The sequence below is a fragment of the Mesorhizobium sp. 113-3-9 genome, from assembly GCF_016756515.1.
Classification (GTDB): domain Bacteria; phylum Pseudomonadota; class Alphaproteobacteria; order Rhizobiales; family Rhizobiaceae; genus Mesorhizobium.
In genome coordinates this window covers 5,001,050-5,014,128 of the sequence record NZ_AP023246.1, presented here as the reverse complement: position 1 = coordinate 5,014,128, position 13,079 = coordinate 5,001,050, and the positions used below count along the sequence as shown (strand labels likewise).

18 protein-coding genes are annotated in these 13,079 nt (G+C 62.6%); 10 read left to right on the top strand and 8 right to left on the bottom strand.

Translation table 11 applies throughout. The features are described 5' to 3' along the window. Positions 1–4: 4 nt before the first annotated feature. Positions 5–652: an amino acid ABC transporter permease gene (locus MesoLj_RS24590; RefSeq protein WP_202322870.1), complete on the bottom strand. Its 648-nt coding sequence runs from the start codon at positions 650–652 to the stop codon at positions 5–7. A 64-nt stretch (positions 653–716) separates the two neighbouring features. After that, positions 717–1,499: an ABC transporter substrate-binding protein gene (locus MesoLj_RS24585; protein WP_140767794.1), complete on the bottom strand. Its 783-nt coding sequence runs from the start codon at positions 1,497–1,499 to the stop codon at positions 717–719. A 136-nt stretch (positions 1,500–1,635) separates the two neighbouring features. Here MesoLj_RS24585 and MesoLj_RS24580 point away from each other — a divergent pair, with 136 nt between their 5' ends. Next, complete coding sequence (locus tag MesoLj_RS24580) at positions 1,636–2,595, top strand: LysR family transcriptional regulator (protein WP_202322869.1); 960 nt, start codon at positions 1,636–1,638, stop codon at positions 2,593–2,595. A gap of 11 nt (positions 2,596–2,606) precedes the next feature. On the opposite strand, the gene MesoLj_RS24575 is transcribed toward MesoLj_RS24580, so the two are convergent. Next, positions 2,607–3,023, bottom strand: a complete 417-nt coding sequence (locus MesoLj_RS24575) for an acyl-CoA thioesterase (RefSeq protein WP_202322868.1) — start codon at positions 3,021–3,023, stop codon at positions 2,607–2,609. 199 nt (positions 3,024–3,222) lie between these two features. Here MesoLj_RS24575 and MesoLj_RS24570 point away from each other — a divergent pair, with 199 nt between their 5' ends. Both MesoLj_RS24570 and MesoLj_RS24565 read left to right on the top strand, forming a co-directional pair. Continuing rightward, positions 3,223–3,471: a ParB N-terminal domain-containing protein gene (locus tag MesoLj_RS24570; RefSeq protein WP_008875526.1), complete on the top strand. Its 249-nt coding sequence runs from the start codon at positions 3,223–3,225 to the stop codon at positions 3,469–3,471. A 235-nt stretch (positions 3,472–3,706) separates the two neighbouring features. Beyond that, a complete protein-coding gene (locus MesoLj_RS24565) occupies positions 3,707–4,081 on the top strand; it encodes an SRPBCC family protein (protein ID WP_342215784.1) in 375 nt (124 codons plus the stop codon). A gap of 33 nt (positions 4,082–4,114) precedes the next feature. Here MesoLj_RS24565 and MesoLj_RS24560 read toward each other — a convergent pair whose 3' ends face one another. Beyond that, on the bottom strand, positions 4,115–5,143 hold the full coding sequence (locus tag MesoLj_RS24560; protein ID WP_202322867.1) for an isopenicillin N synthase family dioxygenase: 1,029 nt from the start codon (positions 5,141–5,143) through the stop codon (positions 4,115–4,117). A 111-nt stretch (positions 5,144–5,254) separates the two neighbouring features. Here MesoLj_RS24560 and MesoLj_RS24555 point away from each other — a divergent pair, with 111 nt between their 5' ends. Continuing rightward, positions 5,255–5,650, top strand: a complete 396-nt coding sequence (locus tag MesoLj_RS24555; RefSeq protein ID WP_140767789.1) for a GFA family protein — start codon at positions 5,255–5,257, stop codon at positions 5,648–5,650. Positions 5,651–5,801: 151 nt separating this feature from the next. After that, entirely contained in the window at positions 5,802–6,014 is a 213-nt protein-coding gene (locus MesoLj_RS24550) for a hypothetical protein (protein ID WP_202322866.1), read from the top strand. A 5-nt stretch (positions 6,015–6,019) separates the two neighbouring features. On the opposite strand, the gene MesoLj_RS24545 is transcribed toward MesoLj_RS24550, so the two are convergent. Beyond that, entirely contained in the window at positions 6,020–6,925 is a 906-nt protein-coding gene (locus tag MesoLj_RS24545) for a hypothetical protein (protein ID WP_202322865.1), read from the bottom strand. Positions 6,926–7,094: 169 nt separating this feature from the next. Between MesoLj_RS24545 and MesoLj_RS24540 the strand changes: the two genes are divergently transcribed. The 3 genes from MesoLj_RS24540 (at position 7,095) to MesoLj_RS24530 (ending at position 9,642) form a co-directional block, all read left to right on the top strand. Next, on the top strand, positions 7,095–7,967 hold the full coding sequence (locus tag MesoLj_RS24540; protein WP_140767786.1) for an undecaprenyl-diphosphate phosphatase: 873 nt from the start codon (positions 7,095–7,097) through the stop codon (positions 7,965–7,967). Between the two features lie 135 nt (positions 7,968–8,102). Beyond that, the gene (locus MesoLj_RS24535) at positions 8,103–8,729 is read left to right on the top strand and encodes a transglutaminase-like cysteine peptidase (protein ID WP_202322864.1); all 627 of its coding nucleotides are present in this window, start codon (positions 8,103–8,105) and stop codon (positions 8,727–8,729) included. Positions 8,730–8,850: 121 nt separating this feature from the next. Next, on the top strand, positions 8,851–9,642 hold the full coding sequence (locus tag MesoLj_RS24530) for a phosphodiester glycosidase family protein (protein ID WP_202322863.1): 792 nt from the start codon (positions 8,851–8,853) through the stop codon (positions 9,640–9,642). Here MesoLj_RS24530 and MesoLj_RS24525 read toward each other — a convergent pair. Together MesoLj_RS24525 and MesoLj_RS24520 are read right to left on the bottom strand one after the other, a co-directional pair. Next, positions 9,639–10,268: a DedA family protein gene (locus MesoLj_RS24525; protein ID WP_140767783.1), complete on the bottom strand. Its 630-nt coding sequence runs from the start codon at positions 10,266–10,268 to the stop codon at positions 9,639–9,641. The two genes, MesoLj_RS24530 and MesoLj_RS24525, sit on opposite strands and share 4 nt — an antisense overlap. Positions 10,269–10,293: 25 nt before the next feature. After that, on the bottom strand, positions 10,294–11,277 hold the full coding sequence (locus tag MesoLj_RS24520) for a DUF1402 family protein (protein WP_202322862.1): 984 nt from the start codon (positions 11,275–11,277) through the stop codon (positions 10,294–10,296). Positions 11,278–11,513: 236 nt separating this feature from the next. Between MesoLj_RS24520 and MesoLj_RS24515 the strand changes: the two genes are divergently transcribed. Continuing rightward, positions 11,514–12,587, top strand: coding sequence for a glycoside hydrolase family 25 protein (locus MesoLj_RS24515; protein WP_202322861.1), 1,074 nt, complete (start codon positions 11,514–11,516; stop codon positions 12,585–12,587). 32 nt (positions 12,588–12,619) lie between these two features. On the opposite strand, the gene MesoLj_RS24510 is transcribed toward MesoLj_RS24515, so the two are convergent. Continuing rightward, entirely contained in the window at positions 12,620–12,808 is a 189-nt protein-coding gene (locus MesoLj_RS24510) for a hypothetical protein (protein ID WP_202322860.1), read from the bottom strand. On the opposite strand from MesoLj_RS24510, the gene MesoLj_RS24505 reads away from it, so the two are divergent. After that, the gene (locus MesoLj_RS24505; RefSeq protein ID WP_202327622.1) at positions 12,807–13,040 is read left to right on the top strand and encodes a hypothetical protein; all 234 of its coding nucleotides are present in this window, start codon (positions 12,807–12,809) and stop codon (positions 13,038–13,040) included. The two genes, MesoLj_RS24510 and MesoLj_RS24505, sit on opposite strands and share 2 nt — an antisense overlap. Positions 13,041–13,079 lie beyond the last annotated feature (39 nt).

Here is a 13,079-nt window from a genome sequence, read left to right as displayed (position 1 = left end):
CCCCTCAGACGATGGCGAAGCGCTTGTCGAGCATGTCGACGATGCGGGCGACGGCGTAGACCATGACCATGTAGAGCAGGGCGGCGACGCCGAAGATCTCGAACGGCTTGTAGGTCGAGCCGATGAAGCGCTGGGCGGTATAGGTCAGTTCCACGACAGAGATGGTGGAGACCAGTGCCGAACCCTTCAACAGCGCGACCGTGTTGACGCCGAGTGGGCGGATCATCAGCCGGGCGGCCTGCGGCAGCACGACCTTGCGCAAGGTCTGGAAGCGGCTGAAGCCGATCGTGCGGGCAGCTTCCGTCTGACCGCGGTCGACCGCTGTTAACGCGCCACGGATCGATTCCGCCATATAGGCGCCGATGTTGAGGCCAAGCCCGACGACCCCGGCCGTGAACGGATCCAAATTGATGCCGATCTGCGGACCGCCGAAATAGAGCACGAAGAGCTGTATCAGGCAGGGCGTGCCGCGAAACAGGCTGACATAGGCCGTACCGATGGCGCGCGCGATCGCCGACCTCGACATTCTGGCGGCTGCGGCCAACGCCGCCGCTGCCAGCCCCAGAACCAAGGCCAGCGCTGTCAGTTCCAGTGTCACCAGCGCGGCTTCCGCAAAGAACGGGAAGACACGGCTCATCAAGGCGAAATCCATGGAATGACTCGGCTGGAGTGGCGATCGGCCCCAGGTGGTTTTCACCGCCTGGAGCCGGCAAGGATTAGCGGATGTCGCTGCCGACCCACTGCTTTGAGATCTTCTCGTAGGTGCCGTCGGCCAACATCCCGTCCAGCGCCTTCTGCATGGCGGCCTTGAGTTCGGGATTGTCCTTGCGGATGGCGATGCCGATGGCGACGCTGCCGCCCTCGATGTTGGGCGTGTCGAGCTTGCGGACCTTTTCGCCGGTTTCCTTGACGGCCACCATGACCGGAATGTTGTCGACGACGATGGCGTCGACGCGGCCGGCCTTCAGTTCGAGCAGCAGCTCCGGCAGGCCCTTATAGGTGCGGATATCCCAGCCGCCCTGTTCGCGCGCCCATTTCTCATGCGTTTCGCCGAGCGTCACGCCAAGGGTCTTGCCCTTGAGGTCATCGAGGCTCTGCACCTTGGAATCCTGGCTCACGAAAACCGCGCGGCCGGCATGGTAGTAGGGGCCGACGAAATCGACCACTTTCTCTCGCTCGGGCGTGATCGTCATCGAGCCGACGACAGTGTCGTATTTGTTGGCGAGCAGGCCGGCGATGATACCGTCCCAGGCCGTGGTGATGATGGTGCCCTTGACGCCGATGCGCTCAGCGATGGCCTTGCCGATATCGGCGTCGAAGCCGACGACCTCGTTCTGGTCATTGACGAAGTTGAAGGGCGGATACTGCCCGCTCATGGAAATCTTCAATTCGCCCGCCGCCTTGATCTTCTCGAGGTCGTCGGCCCTTGCCGAAACAGTCGTGAAGGCCGATGCAAGCAGCAGCGCGGCAACCGCAATGCCGGAAAATACCCTGTTCATCTGAATTCCTGTCCTCTGGATGGAGCGCGAAGGCTTGTTCTTGGGAGGCGTTGGGGCGCTCTCCTGATGTCAATGATTGCCTTTGCATCAGCATTGCGCAAATAGATAATGGGAATAGGGAGCATAGATATCAGGAATGGCCTTGCCTCGCCCCGAACGTCTGGTCTGGGATCTCGACTGGAACCTTCTGCGTACGTTCGTCGTCATCGCGGAAGTCAAGAGCATCACCCGCGCCGCCGAGCGCCTCAACCTCAAGCAACCCAGCGTCAGCAATGCCTTGCGGCGGCTGGAGGATCGGGTTGGCCGGCGGCTGGTCGACCGCGACGCGACGCGCTTCGAACTCACGGAGGTCGGGCGGCTGATCTACGAGCAGAGCGTCGAGGTGTTCGGCTCGATATCGCAGCTGCCGCTCTTGATGCGGGGCATCAGCGACGATGTCACCGGCCATGTCATGATTGCCACGGCCAGCCATGTCGTCTCGCCGCTGTTCGACCGGGCGCTGGCGGAATTTCACCGCAACTATCCGCGTGCCAGCATCACCATTTCGGTCGCGGCGAGCACGGAAGTGGCCAAGCAGGTGCGGGAGCGGCGCGCCTCCTTCGGCATCTGCCTGGTCAGCCAGCGCGACCCGGCGTTGGACTACGCGATGGTCTATCGCGAGTTCTTCGGCTTCTTCTGCGGCCCGCAGCACAGGCTTTACGGAAAGGCCGGGCTGAAGCTTGCCGATCTGCGCGGCGAGCCCTCTGTATCCTTCCAGACCGACCATATTTCGGACGCGCTGCGGCCGGTCGCCCTGTTGCGCAGCGAAGCCCGGCTGAACGCCGATGTCGTCGGTGTCTCCTCGAGCCTGGAGGAAGTCAGGCGCATGATCGTCGCCGGGCTCGGCATCGGTCCGCTGCCGCTGCACGTGGCGCGACGCGACGTGGCCGATGGCACGCTGTGGCGGCTGCCGCCCTACGACGCGCCGCCGGCCATCGACATCTTCCTGCTCACCAATCCCGACAAGGCGACGAATCGTGCCGAGAAGGCGCTGCTGTCGGGTCTGCAGGCTCTGATCACCGAGACGCCGCTGGACGAGCGCATCTACAACGGCTGATCGACGCAGGCCTATTCGACGAGGAAGGCCACCGCGCGGCCGCGCATCGCTTCGTCCAGCGCCACCGAGGCACGCGCGGCAAGGTCGAAGTGTACGCTGGTGGTCCGGCTCGATGCATGGACGACGCCGTCGAGCGATCCCGACATGACCTGTTCGAAGGTGACGGAGGTGCGGCCGATCTTCACCACATGCGAGCGGATGGTGAGAAGTGAGCCGGCTTTTGTCTCATGCCGGTAGTCGATTTCAGTGCGCACATCGGCCCATCCCGTTGCCGAGGCCTGGCTGCTGTCCTGTCCGGCGATGTGGCCAAGAAGCTGGAAGCTGGCATCATCGAACATCGCCGCGTAGTGCCGCACATTCACGTGTCCCATCACGTCGCACATCCAGGGATGAGCAACACCGACAAAGGTGACGAGGGACTTGCTCATGGGGATTGCTCCGTGGCCATCGTTGGGGATCGCGAGACGCCATATCGAAACGCGCGGCGACAGGCAAACCGGCGGACCTGGTCGATGGCCTTCGGACCGGGAGTGGCCTTGGGACCGACATTCGTTAGCCGTGCCCTTGGCCCTCCGAACCAAACCGACTATCTCAGGGGACGGCGGCGTTTCCGCCACGGGGACAGGCATGCTCAGAGTGCAAAAGGTCAAGGTCGACGACATCTACGTGCCGACCGCGCGCAAGAAGACATTACACCCCGAGACCGTTCGCCATCTCGCCGAGGACATATTGGAGAACGGCATGAAGACGCCGATCCAGGTCCGCCACGACGGCAAGCGCCATATCCTCGTTGAAGGCCTGCACCGGCTGGAAGCGGCCAAGTGGCTCGGCGAGACCGAGATCGACGCCTATCTGGTGCAAGCCAAGCGCCACTGATGCGCGCCTGGTTCGCCGTTCTCCCGGCACGCAATCTCCGATCTTTTTTCGCCGGCCATGTCGGGTTGCGGTCTGTCGGCTCGTCCTTGGGGCGGAAGTCAGATCAAACCCGAGGAGACCACCGTGACCACCAAGCTCGACATCGCCCCCCGCCAACGACCGCGAACTGGTTGTCGCCCGCATCATCGATGCGCCGCGCGAGAACGTCTATCGTTGCTGGACCGACCCGAAACTGGTGACGCAGTGGTTCGCCCCGAAACCTTGGACGACGCCGCGCGCCGAGATGGATGTCCGCACCGGCGGATCGAGCCTTGTCGTCATGGCCGGTCCGGACGGCAATGAATTCCCGAACCCCGGGGTCTTCCTGGAAGTCATCCCGGGCAAGAAGATCGTCTTTACCGATGCCTATACAAAGGCTTGGCAGCCATCCGAAAAGCCGTTCATGACCGGCGTGCTGACCTTCGAGGACGAAGGCGAGGGCCGGACCCGCTACATAGCGCGCGTCCAGCACTGGAGTGTCGCAGACCGCGAACAGCACGAGCAGATGGGTTTTCACGCAGGCTGGGGCCAGTGCACCGACCAGCTCGAAGATATTGCCAAGACGCTTTGAAATCGGACCGCCTTGACGACTGCCGCGCCCGGCTCAGGAAGCCTTGGCGCGGCGCGGCTGCCTGAGATTCTTGATGCCGCGCATCTCGACGAAATTCGTCGCCGACTCCCAGAGATAGTCGCCATAAAGAAATGGCTCGAAGGGCTCGGCGCCGCTTAGTGGCAAGGGGGCGATCTCGGCGTTAACACCCGGTTCATAGAAAAACGGGATCGAAAACCGAGTTGTCTTCGGCGCGATCACCCGATGCCGCGTCGCCCGCACGCGACCGCCGGTCCAGCGTTCCAGCAACTGGCCGAAATTGACCGCCAGCGTGCCGTTGGCCGGCGGCACGTCGATCCATTCGCCGGTGCGGTTCTTTGCCTGCAAGCCTTCGACGCCATCCTGGGCCAGCAAGGTGACGAAACCGGAATCTGCATGTTCGCGGCCGATGATGGTGCGTAACTCCCCCTTGTGGACCACCGAGAACTCCGGGCCGCTGGTGTCGATGCCGGCAGTGGCGTCGCGCAAGGGATAGCGGATCAGGCGCAACGTCGAGATGCCGTGCTCGAAATACGGATCGAAGATCGTTTCCGGCAGACCAAGCCCGCGCGCTATCGACCGCATCAGCGCGTTGCCAACTGTCTCCATCGCGCGATAATAATCCGCCGCGGCCGTGCGCCAGCCGGGCACGGTGCCTTCGGCCGGCAAGGGTGTCGGCTCGCACAGCGGATCGTCGGCAGCCGAGACGCGCGCCGCATCGGCAATATCCGGTCCCATGTCGATGCCTTCCTTGTAGGATACCGCTGCAGGCTGGAGTGGGAACCAGCCGCGATAAAAGTTCTTCCTGGTGCTGTCGAAATTCCAGCGCAGCAATTTCTGCTTCTCGGTGTCGGGAAGGGCGAAGATGCGTAGCAATTGCGCTCTTCTGTCCGGTGTCAGCCAGGCGTCGCCGGGAAAATCCCGGACCGCCATGAAGCCTATTCCAGAGGCCGCGGCCATGATGTGGCCGTCGGTGCGGTCACGGGCGGGCGAGGGTGGCCCGAACAGATCCGCAATGCCGATGGTTTCGATATCTTGGGTCATGATGAGCCTCGCATCACGGTTATCGATGGCATCGTATCAAAGCATTTCAATTGACCCTATCGGCCGGACGACTAACCTTGACGCCTATTCTCTCCATTTTGGATCAAGGCCATGACAAGGTATGAAGGCGGGTGCCTGTGCGGAGCGGTGCGTTACAGCACCGAGGCGGCTCCCATCAACGAGCGCATCTGCCATTGCCGGCTTTGCCAGAAGGCGATTGGCGCCGCCTTCAACGCGCGCGTACTGTTTCGCATCGATGATGTGACGATCGAGGGACCACTGGCAACAGTCAACACCTCGCCAGATCTCAAGCGCGGTTTTTGCCCGGGCTGCGGCACGACAATGTTTTCGCGGCGCGACTCGGCCGGCATCATCGGCGTCACCACGGGCTCGCTCGACGACCCTTCGCTGTTCCGGCCGCAGATGCATATTTTCACCGCCTCGAAGCAGCCTTGGGTGCTGCTCGACGACGACCTGCCGCAACATGAGGGCGCTCCGCCGGCCTAGCTCTTTCGTTCCGCCTTCAACAGCGGAAGCGGGCCCGACCATGACAAAAAATTAATCCAAATCGACACGCGATAGCCGGCAAAGCGTCATTGGCGAGCCATCTTTGTCGTCCTATCTATGCTGCGCGGGCCGGCATTCGAGGAGACGACGGATGAACGACAGCATCAGCACCCTGGACGAGCTTTTGAGCGATCCGATGGTCCTGCTTGTAATGGAGCGCGACCGTGTCCGCCCCGAACAGGTACGCATGCTGCTCGAACGGGCCCGCAGCCGGGCGGTTGATGACGCACCCGCGGACCAGCCGGTCATTCCACCGGCGCATATGGTGGTCAAGAGCTGTTTCCAGCAATGGCTGCGCAATTAGCGCGGTCAGTTCGAGCTAGCTGGCAAATAGCTGTAATGGCTGCGGAAATAGGCGATCCTGAAGCCGACGCGGGCATAGTTGCGATAGGCCGGTCCGTCGCGCTCCTCGTGCGGCGCCTCGATGTCGGCGACAAACAATTTCGCGCCAGCCGCAATGCCGTCGCGCACCAGCGCTTCTCCAAGCACGGCGTCCAGGTCGAAGCTCGGCGTCATTATACCGGGCACCGGCGCGTCGATGCCGCTCCAGGCAGCACCGTCGGCGCCGATGAACAGCGAACGCACCGCCGCCACCGCGCCATCTCGCTTCGCCATGTAGTGATGCCAGCCCGGCCGGCCGACCAGAGCCAGCAGCCAGGGCGAGGTGGGCAGCCGATAGCTTCTGTCGATGAAAGCGGCCCAGTCGCTTGCCGTTGCCGTCGTTACGCGTTCGATTGAAACGCCGTCAGCCGAGAAGAGCGGCTCGGATGGCAGGGGTTCCGCCCCGCGATAAATCCGCTCCCAGCCGCCCTGGCGTTGCAGGCCGCGCGCCTCGAGCCAGCATCTGAGGCGTGATGGTTCACTGTGCGGATTGACATGGAACCAGGGCCGCGAAATCCCGGCGGCGCGGTAGTGCGCCAGCAGCGCGTCGAGCTGGCCTTCGGTGGCCGCGCTGTCGACGCCAAAATTCTTCACGCAGTTGAAATGGATGAACGGGATCGTCGCACAGGTGGTCCAGGCAAGGTCGCCTTGTCTCGCTAGCGAAAGTTCTTGCCGCGCGGCGAAATCGGCCGGCGCGGCGGCGTAGAGGTCGACCCAGGCCTGCACTTCGGCGCGCTCGAGAACACGGCTGAGGTCGCGCGAGACATCCTCGATCGCGATGACCGGCGGATGCGTTTCGGGTGGGAGTTGCAATTCTGACAGGGCGGTCTGCATGCTCTCCTCCATCGCCAGACTTACAGTGTAAGATTAGTGAATAATAATATTCGCGCGCGGCTTGTCAACCGGAAAGACGCCTTACAAATCCGTAAATTGGCTTTCGGGCGTCGCGAGTCTATTGCGAGGCGGGGATTGCCCTTACGATTATCCGACGGAAAGGCTCGATATGGCTGACATCTGCACCCAGGGCGTTGACACCGGCTTCGTCGGCCTGGGATTTGCCAAGGTCGCCTTCCTCGGCCTGGTGCAGGGCATCACCGAATTGCTGCCGATTTCGTCGACCGCCCATATGCGCATCGTGCCGGCGGTGCTCGGCTGGCAGGATCCGGGTTCCGCCTTCTCCGCCGCCATGCAGCTTGCCGCTCTTGCCGCCGTGATCAGCTATTTCTGGGGCGATGTCAGGGACCTCCTGTTCGGCTCGCTCGACGCGCTCACGCGGCGCGATTTCGCCGACCGGAATTTCAGGCTGGCTTCCTGGATCGTGCTGGCGACGATCCCGATCATTATCGCGGGCGTCGCGCTGTCGGGCATTCTCAACGCCTGCAATTCTCCGCTGCGCAGCCTGAGCGTGATCGGCTGGTCTTGCATCGCCATGGCGATCCTTTTGGCGCTTGCCGAGATTTTCGCCCGCCACAAGCGCACCATCGGCGAAGCGTCGCTCACCGATGCGCTGCTTGTCGGCGTCGCCCAGGTCGGCGCACTGATCCCCGGCGTCTCGCGCTCGGGCTCGACCTTGACCGCGGCGCTCGGGCTCGGCTTCAAGCGGGCCGAGGCGGCGCGTTTCTCATTCCTGCTTGGCCTGCCGGCGATCGCGCTTGCCGGCCTCAAGGAGTTGTGGGAACTGCACAAGGTTCACCTCGACGCCCATGGCTGGTCGGTTCTTGCGACTGGACTGGTCGTCGCCTCGATTTCCGCCTTCTTCGCCATATGGGGTCTGATGCGCGTGCTGGAGCGCTTCTCCGCCTGGCCCTTCGTCATCTATCGCGGCCTGCTCGGCGTCGTCCTGCTGCTGAGCGTGGCGATGGGATGGTTGGCTTAGCCAGTCACGGTGTTGCGCGCGGGCAACCACCTGGATGCATGCATCGATCCGCAAAGATGTGATCGGCCAGGTTCATTGACTTCGGAATATAACAGCCCTTAACGTTCTGTTAACAAAACAGATGGGTGGGGCCGCATGGCATCCTCGATGGGTTGGCGCCGCAAGGCGAAGGGGCTGGGGCTGGCGTTTGCCCTGACCGTTTTCTGTGCGGCGGCGGGTTCGGCCTATGCCGCGCCTGCTTCCATGGTTGTCGGCGGATCGACTTCGCAGCCGATTGGCCACTATGATTTTTGCAAGATCCATCTCGACGAATGCTCGATCCGCTCGCCTAACAGCGTGCCGGAACATATGACCAGCAAGCTGCTGCACGATATCTCGGCCGTCAATTTCTCTGTCAACACGCGCGTCAAACCGATGAGCGACATGGACAATTACGGCAAGGACGAGTGGTGGGCCTATCCGGACAACGGCTTCGGCGACTGCGAGGACTACGCGCTGGAAAAGCGGCGCGAGCTCAACGGCATGGGCATTGCCATAGCCAATCTTTTGATGACGGTGGTTCGCAAGCCGGATGGCGAAGGCCACGCCGTGCTGACGGTGCGCACCGACAAGGGCGACTTCATCCTCGACAATCTGACCGACAAGGTCCGCCTCTGGAACCAGACGAGCTATCGCTACCTGAAGCGGCAGGCGAGCGACAACACAGGGCACTGGGTCTCCATTCTTGGCGGCGACGAACAGCTGGTCAGCGCCGTCAAATAGTCTGGTCGGCTCCGCTGCGCCCGGGCATGAACCTCGGCCCGATCTTTTCGTGCCGGACTTCCATGGTGCCAGCAAGTGGTGATAACCACGAAAGCTGATTGAAGCTGGCATCCGCAGGCGCATGGACTTTCTGACACTTCTCAATTCGGCGCCCCTGCTTCTGGGGCTGGTCAAGGCGGCGCTGCCGCAGGCAGTCGCCACGACGATGACATTCAGCCAATGGTTCGTGTCGCTGCCACCGTGCCGCGACCTTACCTTCGAGGCGACCAGCTACCTCATTTGCGAGGTCGATCCGAAGCTGTATTCGATCGAACTGTTCTGGAAGGATCCGGCTGGCAAGCCCTTCCAATCGCTGCACAATCTCGACAACGCCCAGCGCGCGGCCGGCCGCACCATGCTGTTTGCCATCAACGCCGGCATGTACCACCCAGACCTCAGGCCGGTGGGCCTCTATGTCGAGCGTGGCCAGGAAATGGCTGGTGTGAAGACAGGATCGGGAAGCGGCAATTTCTCGCTGCAGCCGAATGGCATCTTCTACATCAGCGGCGGCAAGGCCGCGGTTCGGGCGACCTGGGATTTCGTCCGCAAGCGGCCGTCCACCGACTATGCGACGCAATCGGGACCGATGCTGGTGATCGACGGCCAGTTGCATCCGAAGTTCCAGTCCGACGGCACCTCGCGCAAGACCCGCGATGGCGTCGGGGTGCGCAAGGATGGTGTCGCGGTCTTTGCCATTTCGAACGGCACGGTGAATTTCCATGCATTCGCCCGCCTGTTTCGCGATGCGCTCGGCTGCGACAATGCGCTGTTTCTCGACGGCACGATTTCGAGCCTGTTCGCGCCTGCCATCGGACGCAACGACGACTACTGGAATCTGGGGCCGATGATCGGCGTGTTCAGGAAGCGTGGCTAGGCTCGGGCGGATCGCCTGCTTCGGAGCTTGAGGGCAATCACCGCCATGATGATCAAGACAACCACGCCGATCGCCGCCAACCCGAAAAGGCTGGTCGCATCGAGCTCGGGGATGTTGCCGGCGCCCTTGGCCACCAGCCATCCCGGCGACAGTACGACCGGAGCCCAGATGATCGCCGACAGGATGTTGGCGATCTGGAAGCGGCGCCGGTGCATGCCCATCATGCCCGCGACCAGCGGCACTGTGGCGCGGACCGGGCCGAAGAAGCGGCCGATGAAAACCGCCGCAAAACCATAACGATGGAAGAACAGCCGCGCCCTGGCGACCTCGCGGCGGTAGCGATTGAGCGGCCATTTATGGACGACGCCGCGCCCCAGCCATCTGCCGAGGAAATAGGAGATGGTATCGCCGAGCGCCGCCCCGATCATCGCCGCCAGGAGGACGGGCAAAGGCTGGACGATACCGGCCCCGACCAAGCCGCCGACGATGATGAGCACCGTGGTGCCGGGCAACAGGATGCCGACCAGCACCAGCGACTCGCCAAAAGCCAGCAGCCCGACCACGAGACCGGCCCACGCCTGATGGTTCTCGATGAAACAAACGCTTTGGTCGATGAACGACTGCACGCAAGCTCCTGCTTAAAATTGTTTCTCAGCTGCCGCTGCCGAGCAGGCTCCTGAGTTCGTCGAGCTTGTCGTTGACGAGCCAGCCGTAATAATTCTCGACCGGCAGCTTGCGGCCCTTGCCGCTGGTGAGCGCCGCGCGCAGATCCGCCGCCCGCTGCCGGGGCTGGCCAACATTATAGAGCGTGGCCGTGATGCCTGGATTGCCTGATATGTCGAAGCCCTGTTCCTTGTAGGCGTCGATGGCGTCGCGCACGATCGCGGCGATGTAGACGATGCTGCGGTCGGGATCCATGACATCGCGATAGATGGCCTGCGGATGATCCGGTGTGAGCTTGTCGTACCCGCTGACCTTGTTGACCAGGTCGGTGACCTCGAGCGCGGTCAGCGGGCTGATCTGGCCGAGGCCGAATGTCTGGCCGGCGAAGAAGGGCTGGAAGAACGCCTGCTGGAAGGTCATCGCGTCATAGGTGACGCCGTCGACCGTCTTGCCGCGGAAATGGTCGACCCAGACCCTGTCGCGGCAGCTCCACAGGGCGGCACTGTCCCGGGCCTCGGCGCAGGCCGCGAACTCCGGCCGTTGGACAAAGCTCTGCACCGGCACGCCCTTGTAGCGGAAGGAGAAATCGAGACCGGAATAGGACAGCGCTTTCACATAGTAAGTCTGGACCGAGCCGACGGCGGTCACATTGTAGGTGTGTTCGCCGACCAGCGCGCCGACGATATGGATGGGGTCGATATCGTAAGCCGCGGCCGCCTGCTTGATATGCGCTATCAATTTCTTCTCGCGCTTCAGCAGCGCGACGATCTTCTCGTATTTTTCCGCGTAGGTGGTCTTGAAGGCGCGGGTTCGCGTCGCTGATGCATCCGGGATCGGCGGTTGCGTCTCGGAGCGATTGCCGGCGGGAACGACGACCAGCCCGCTGGCATGCGCTGTCCCGGCCAAGGGCACGCCGCCGCAGCAAAGGGCCGCGAGCAGGAGGATCGGGAGAAGCCGCTGCAACGCAATCATCAGGCGCCTTTTTCAAAATCGCGGGTAATGCCGGCGCGAGACGCCGCCTCCCGTCTCAACAGCCACATCATGGCGCTGTCAAGGCTTGGCCGGCCTTCGCTGGCGAATGTCTGAAATGGGTCACACTCATGGTAAAAATCTGATTCAAACTTTATTGGTAATTTCTCGTTCATAACTAGCGCTGGTTGTCCGTGGGCCGTTGCCTTCGGTCTGTTGTGTTTTGAGTACAGGTCCAGATGCGGTTACCAGGCGTCATCAGTTTCGTGATCGCATCCCTGTGCCTTGCCGGCTGTTCGTCGACATCGGGCATGGACGCGCTCGACATGCAGAAGCCGTCGAATGAAACCACCAGTTCGGTGGTGCGGCCAAGCGCACCGATCGCATCCGTTCCCGCAACCAAGGCCGGTAAAGCGCGCAAGCTGGCCGAGGCGGCGCCGGCGCAAGACACTGATCGGCCCTTCGGCCTGGCGGAAGAAGAGACGGTGGCGTTTCCGGCTCCCGAATTGCCGGACAATGTCGATCCACCCATCGAGCCGGCGGCTCTGGTCTCGCCGCCAAGGCTTTTGTCGCGGGCAGCACCGCCGATGCTGGCAGGGCCGGTCACGCGCTACGGTTTTCGCGATGCCAAGCCGATCAATTTCGGCCGCTCCTCGCCTCGCCACCTTGCCGTGCACGGGGTCGACGTCTCGCGCTGGCAGGGCGACGTGAACTGGGAAAAGCTGCGCGCCCAAGGCGCCAACTTCGCCTACATCAAGGCGACCGATGGTGGCGACCATCTCGATCCGATGTTCATGAAGAACTGGCGCAATGCCGACGCCGCCGGGCTGAAGCGCGGCGCCTATCATTTCTTCTACTGGTGCCGCGTTGCCAGCGAGCAGGCCGATTGGTTCATCCGCAACGTGCCGAAGGTCGACGGTGCCTTGCCGCCGGTCATCGACGTCGAGTGGAATGGCGATTCCTCCTGCAAGCGGCGTCCGTCGCGCGAAAAGGTGCTAGAGAAGATGCAGGTGTTCATGGACAAGCTGGAACGTCACTACGGCCAGCGTCCGATCATCTATACCGCGCCGGATTTCTATCGCGACAACCTCCAGGGTGCTTTCCCGGACTACCCCTTCTGGCTGCGCGCCGTGGCGCAGCATCCCTCGAAAGTCTACCCGGGCCGCAAATGGCTGTTCTGGCAATATTCCGGCTCCGGCCTGTCGCATGGCGTGACCGGCCGCATCGACCTCAACGTCTTCCATGGCGACGAACGGCAATGGCGCGCCTGGGCCGGCGGCGGCGGCCGTCAGATGATGGCCGACGCGGACTAGGTTCGCGTCGCCCTTCGCTCTGGTCCTGCCGCCTATTGGAGCTGGCTGCTCCCGGCATTCTTGTCCTCGCTCAGCCGCAGCTTTCTCCTCAATGCCATGATCTCGGCAATCGCGGCATCGATCATGGTGAGAAGTGTCAATGTGTCGTGCTGGCTTGGATCGGCTCTGACATAGGCGAGCTGGTTGACGATGTCGGTGTCGTCGTCGGTTTCGTCGCTCATGGCCATCTTCCGGCTGTTCTCGCTGTGGATTTCTCCATCGGATCGCGTCGGTCGTCAAATTACCCTTCCATCACGTCATCGTGTCGACGGGCATATGCAACGCTGCCGCCTTGCGCTTCGTCGTCCGATGCTGGACCTCTTCACGGTGCCATTCAGACCCCGCCGGCGCGACCTGCTTGACCAGGGTTCGCTGTCGGATCATTTCCTGTGCGATATCGGTGTGCTCGACTGACATGTGCGTTCCGGCACCATTCGCCGAGGAAGCTCTCTG

What these genes read in the sequence shown, in the direction of transcription:
- MesoLj_RS24590 (WP_202322870.1), bottom strand. Translation starts at nt 652, where the DNA reads ATGGATTTCGCCTTGATGAGCCGTGTCTTCCCGTTCTTTGCGGAAGCC.
- MesoLj_RS24585 (WP_140767794.1), bottom strand. Translation starts at nt 1,499, where the DNA reads ATGAACAGGGTATTTTCCGGCATTGCGGTTGCCGCGCTGCTGCTTGCA.
- MesoLj_RS24580 (WP_202322869.1), top strand. Translation starts at nt 1,636, where the DNA reads ATGGCCTTGCCTCGCCCCGAACGTCTGGTCTGGGATCTCGACTGGAAC.
- MesoLj_RS24575 (WP_202322868.1), bottom strand. Translation starts at nt 3,023, where the DNA reads ATGAGCAAGTCCCTCGTCACCTTTGTCGGTGTTGCTCATCCCTGGATG.
- MesoLj_RS24570 (WP_008875526.1), top strand. Translation starts at nt 3,223, where the DNA reads ATGCTCAGAGTGCAAAAGGTCAAGGTCGACGACATCTACGTGCCGACC.
- MesoLj_RS24560 (WP_202322867.1), bottom strand. Translation starts at nt 5,143, where the DNA reads ATGACCCAAGATATCGAAACCATCGGCATTGCGGATCTGTTCGGGCCA.
- MesoLj_RS24555 (WP_140767789.1), top strand. Translation starts at nt 5,255, where the DNA reads ATGACAAGGTATGAAGGCGGGTGCCTGTGCGGAGCGGTGCGTTACAGC.
- MesoLj_RS24550 (WP_202322866.1), top strand. Translation starts at nt 5,802, where the DNA reads ATGAACGACAGCATCAGCACCCTGGACGAGCTTTTGAGCGATCCGATG.
- MesoLj_RS24545 (WP_202322865.1), bottom strand. Translation starts at nt 6,925, where the DNA reads ATGCAGACCGCCCTGTCAGAATTGCAACTCCCACCCGAAACGCATCCG.
- MesoLj_RS24540 (WP_140767786.1), top strand. Translation starts at nt 7,095, where the DNA reads ATGGCTGACATCTGCACCCAGGGCGTTGACACCGGCTTCGTCGGCCTG.
- MesoLj_RS24535 (WP_202322864.1), top strand. Translation starts at nt 8,103, where the DNA reads ATGGCATCCTCGATGGGTTGGCGCCGCAAGGCGAAGGGGCTGGGGCTG.
- MesoLj_RS24530 (WP_202322863.1), top strand. Translation starts at nt 8,851, where the DNA reads ATGGACTTTCTGACACTTCTCAATTCGGCGCCCCTGCTTCTGGGGCTG.
- MesoLj_RS24520 (WP_202322862.1), bottom strand. Translation starts at nt 11,277, where the DNA reads ATGATTGCGTTGCAGCGGCTTCTCCCGATCCTCCTGCTCGCGGCCCTT.
- MesoLj_RS24515 (WP_202322861.1), top strand. Translation starts at nt 11,514, where the DNA reads ATGCGGTTACCAGGCGTCATCAGTTTCGTGATCGCATCCCTGTGCCTT.
- MesoLj_RS24505 (WP_202327622.1), top strand. Translation starts at nt 12,807, where the DNA reads ATGGCCATCTTCCGGCTGTTCTCGCTGTGGATTTCTCCATCGGATCGC.
- MesoLj_RS24510 (WP_202322860.1), bottom strand. Translation starts at nt 12,808, where the DNA reads ATGAGCGACGAAACCGACGACGACACCGACATCGTCAACCAGCTCGCC.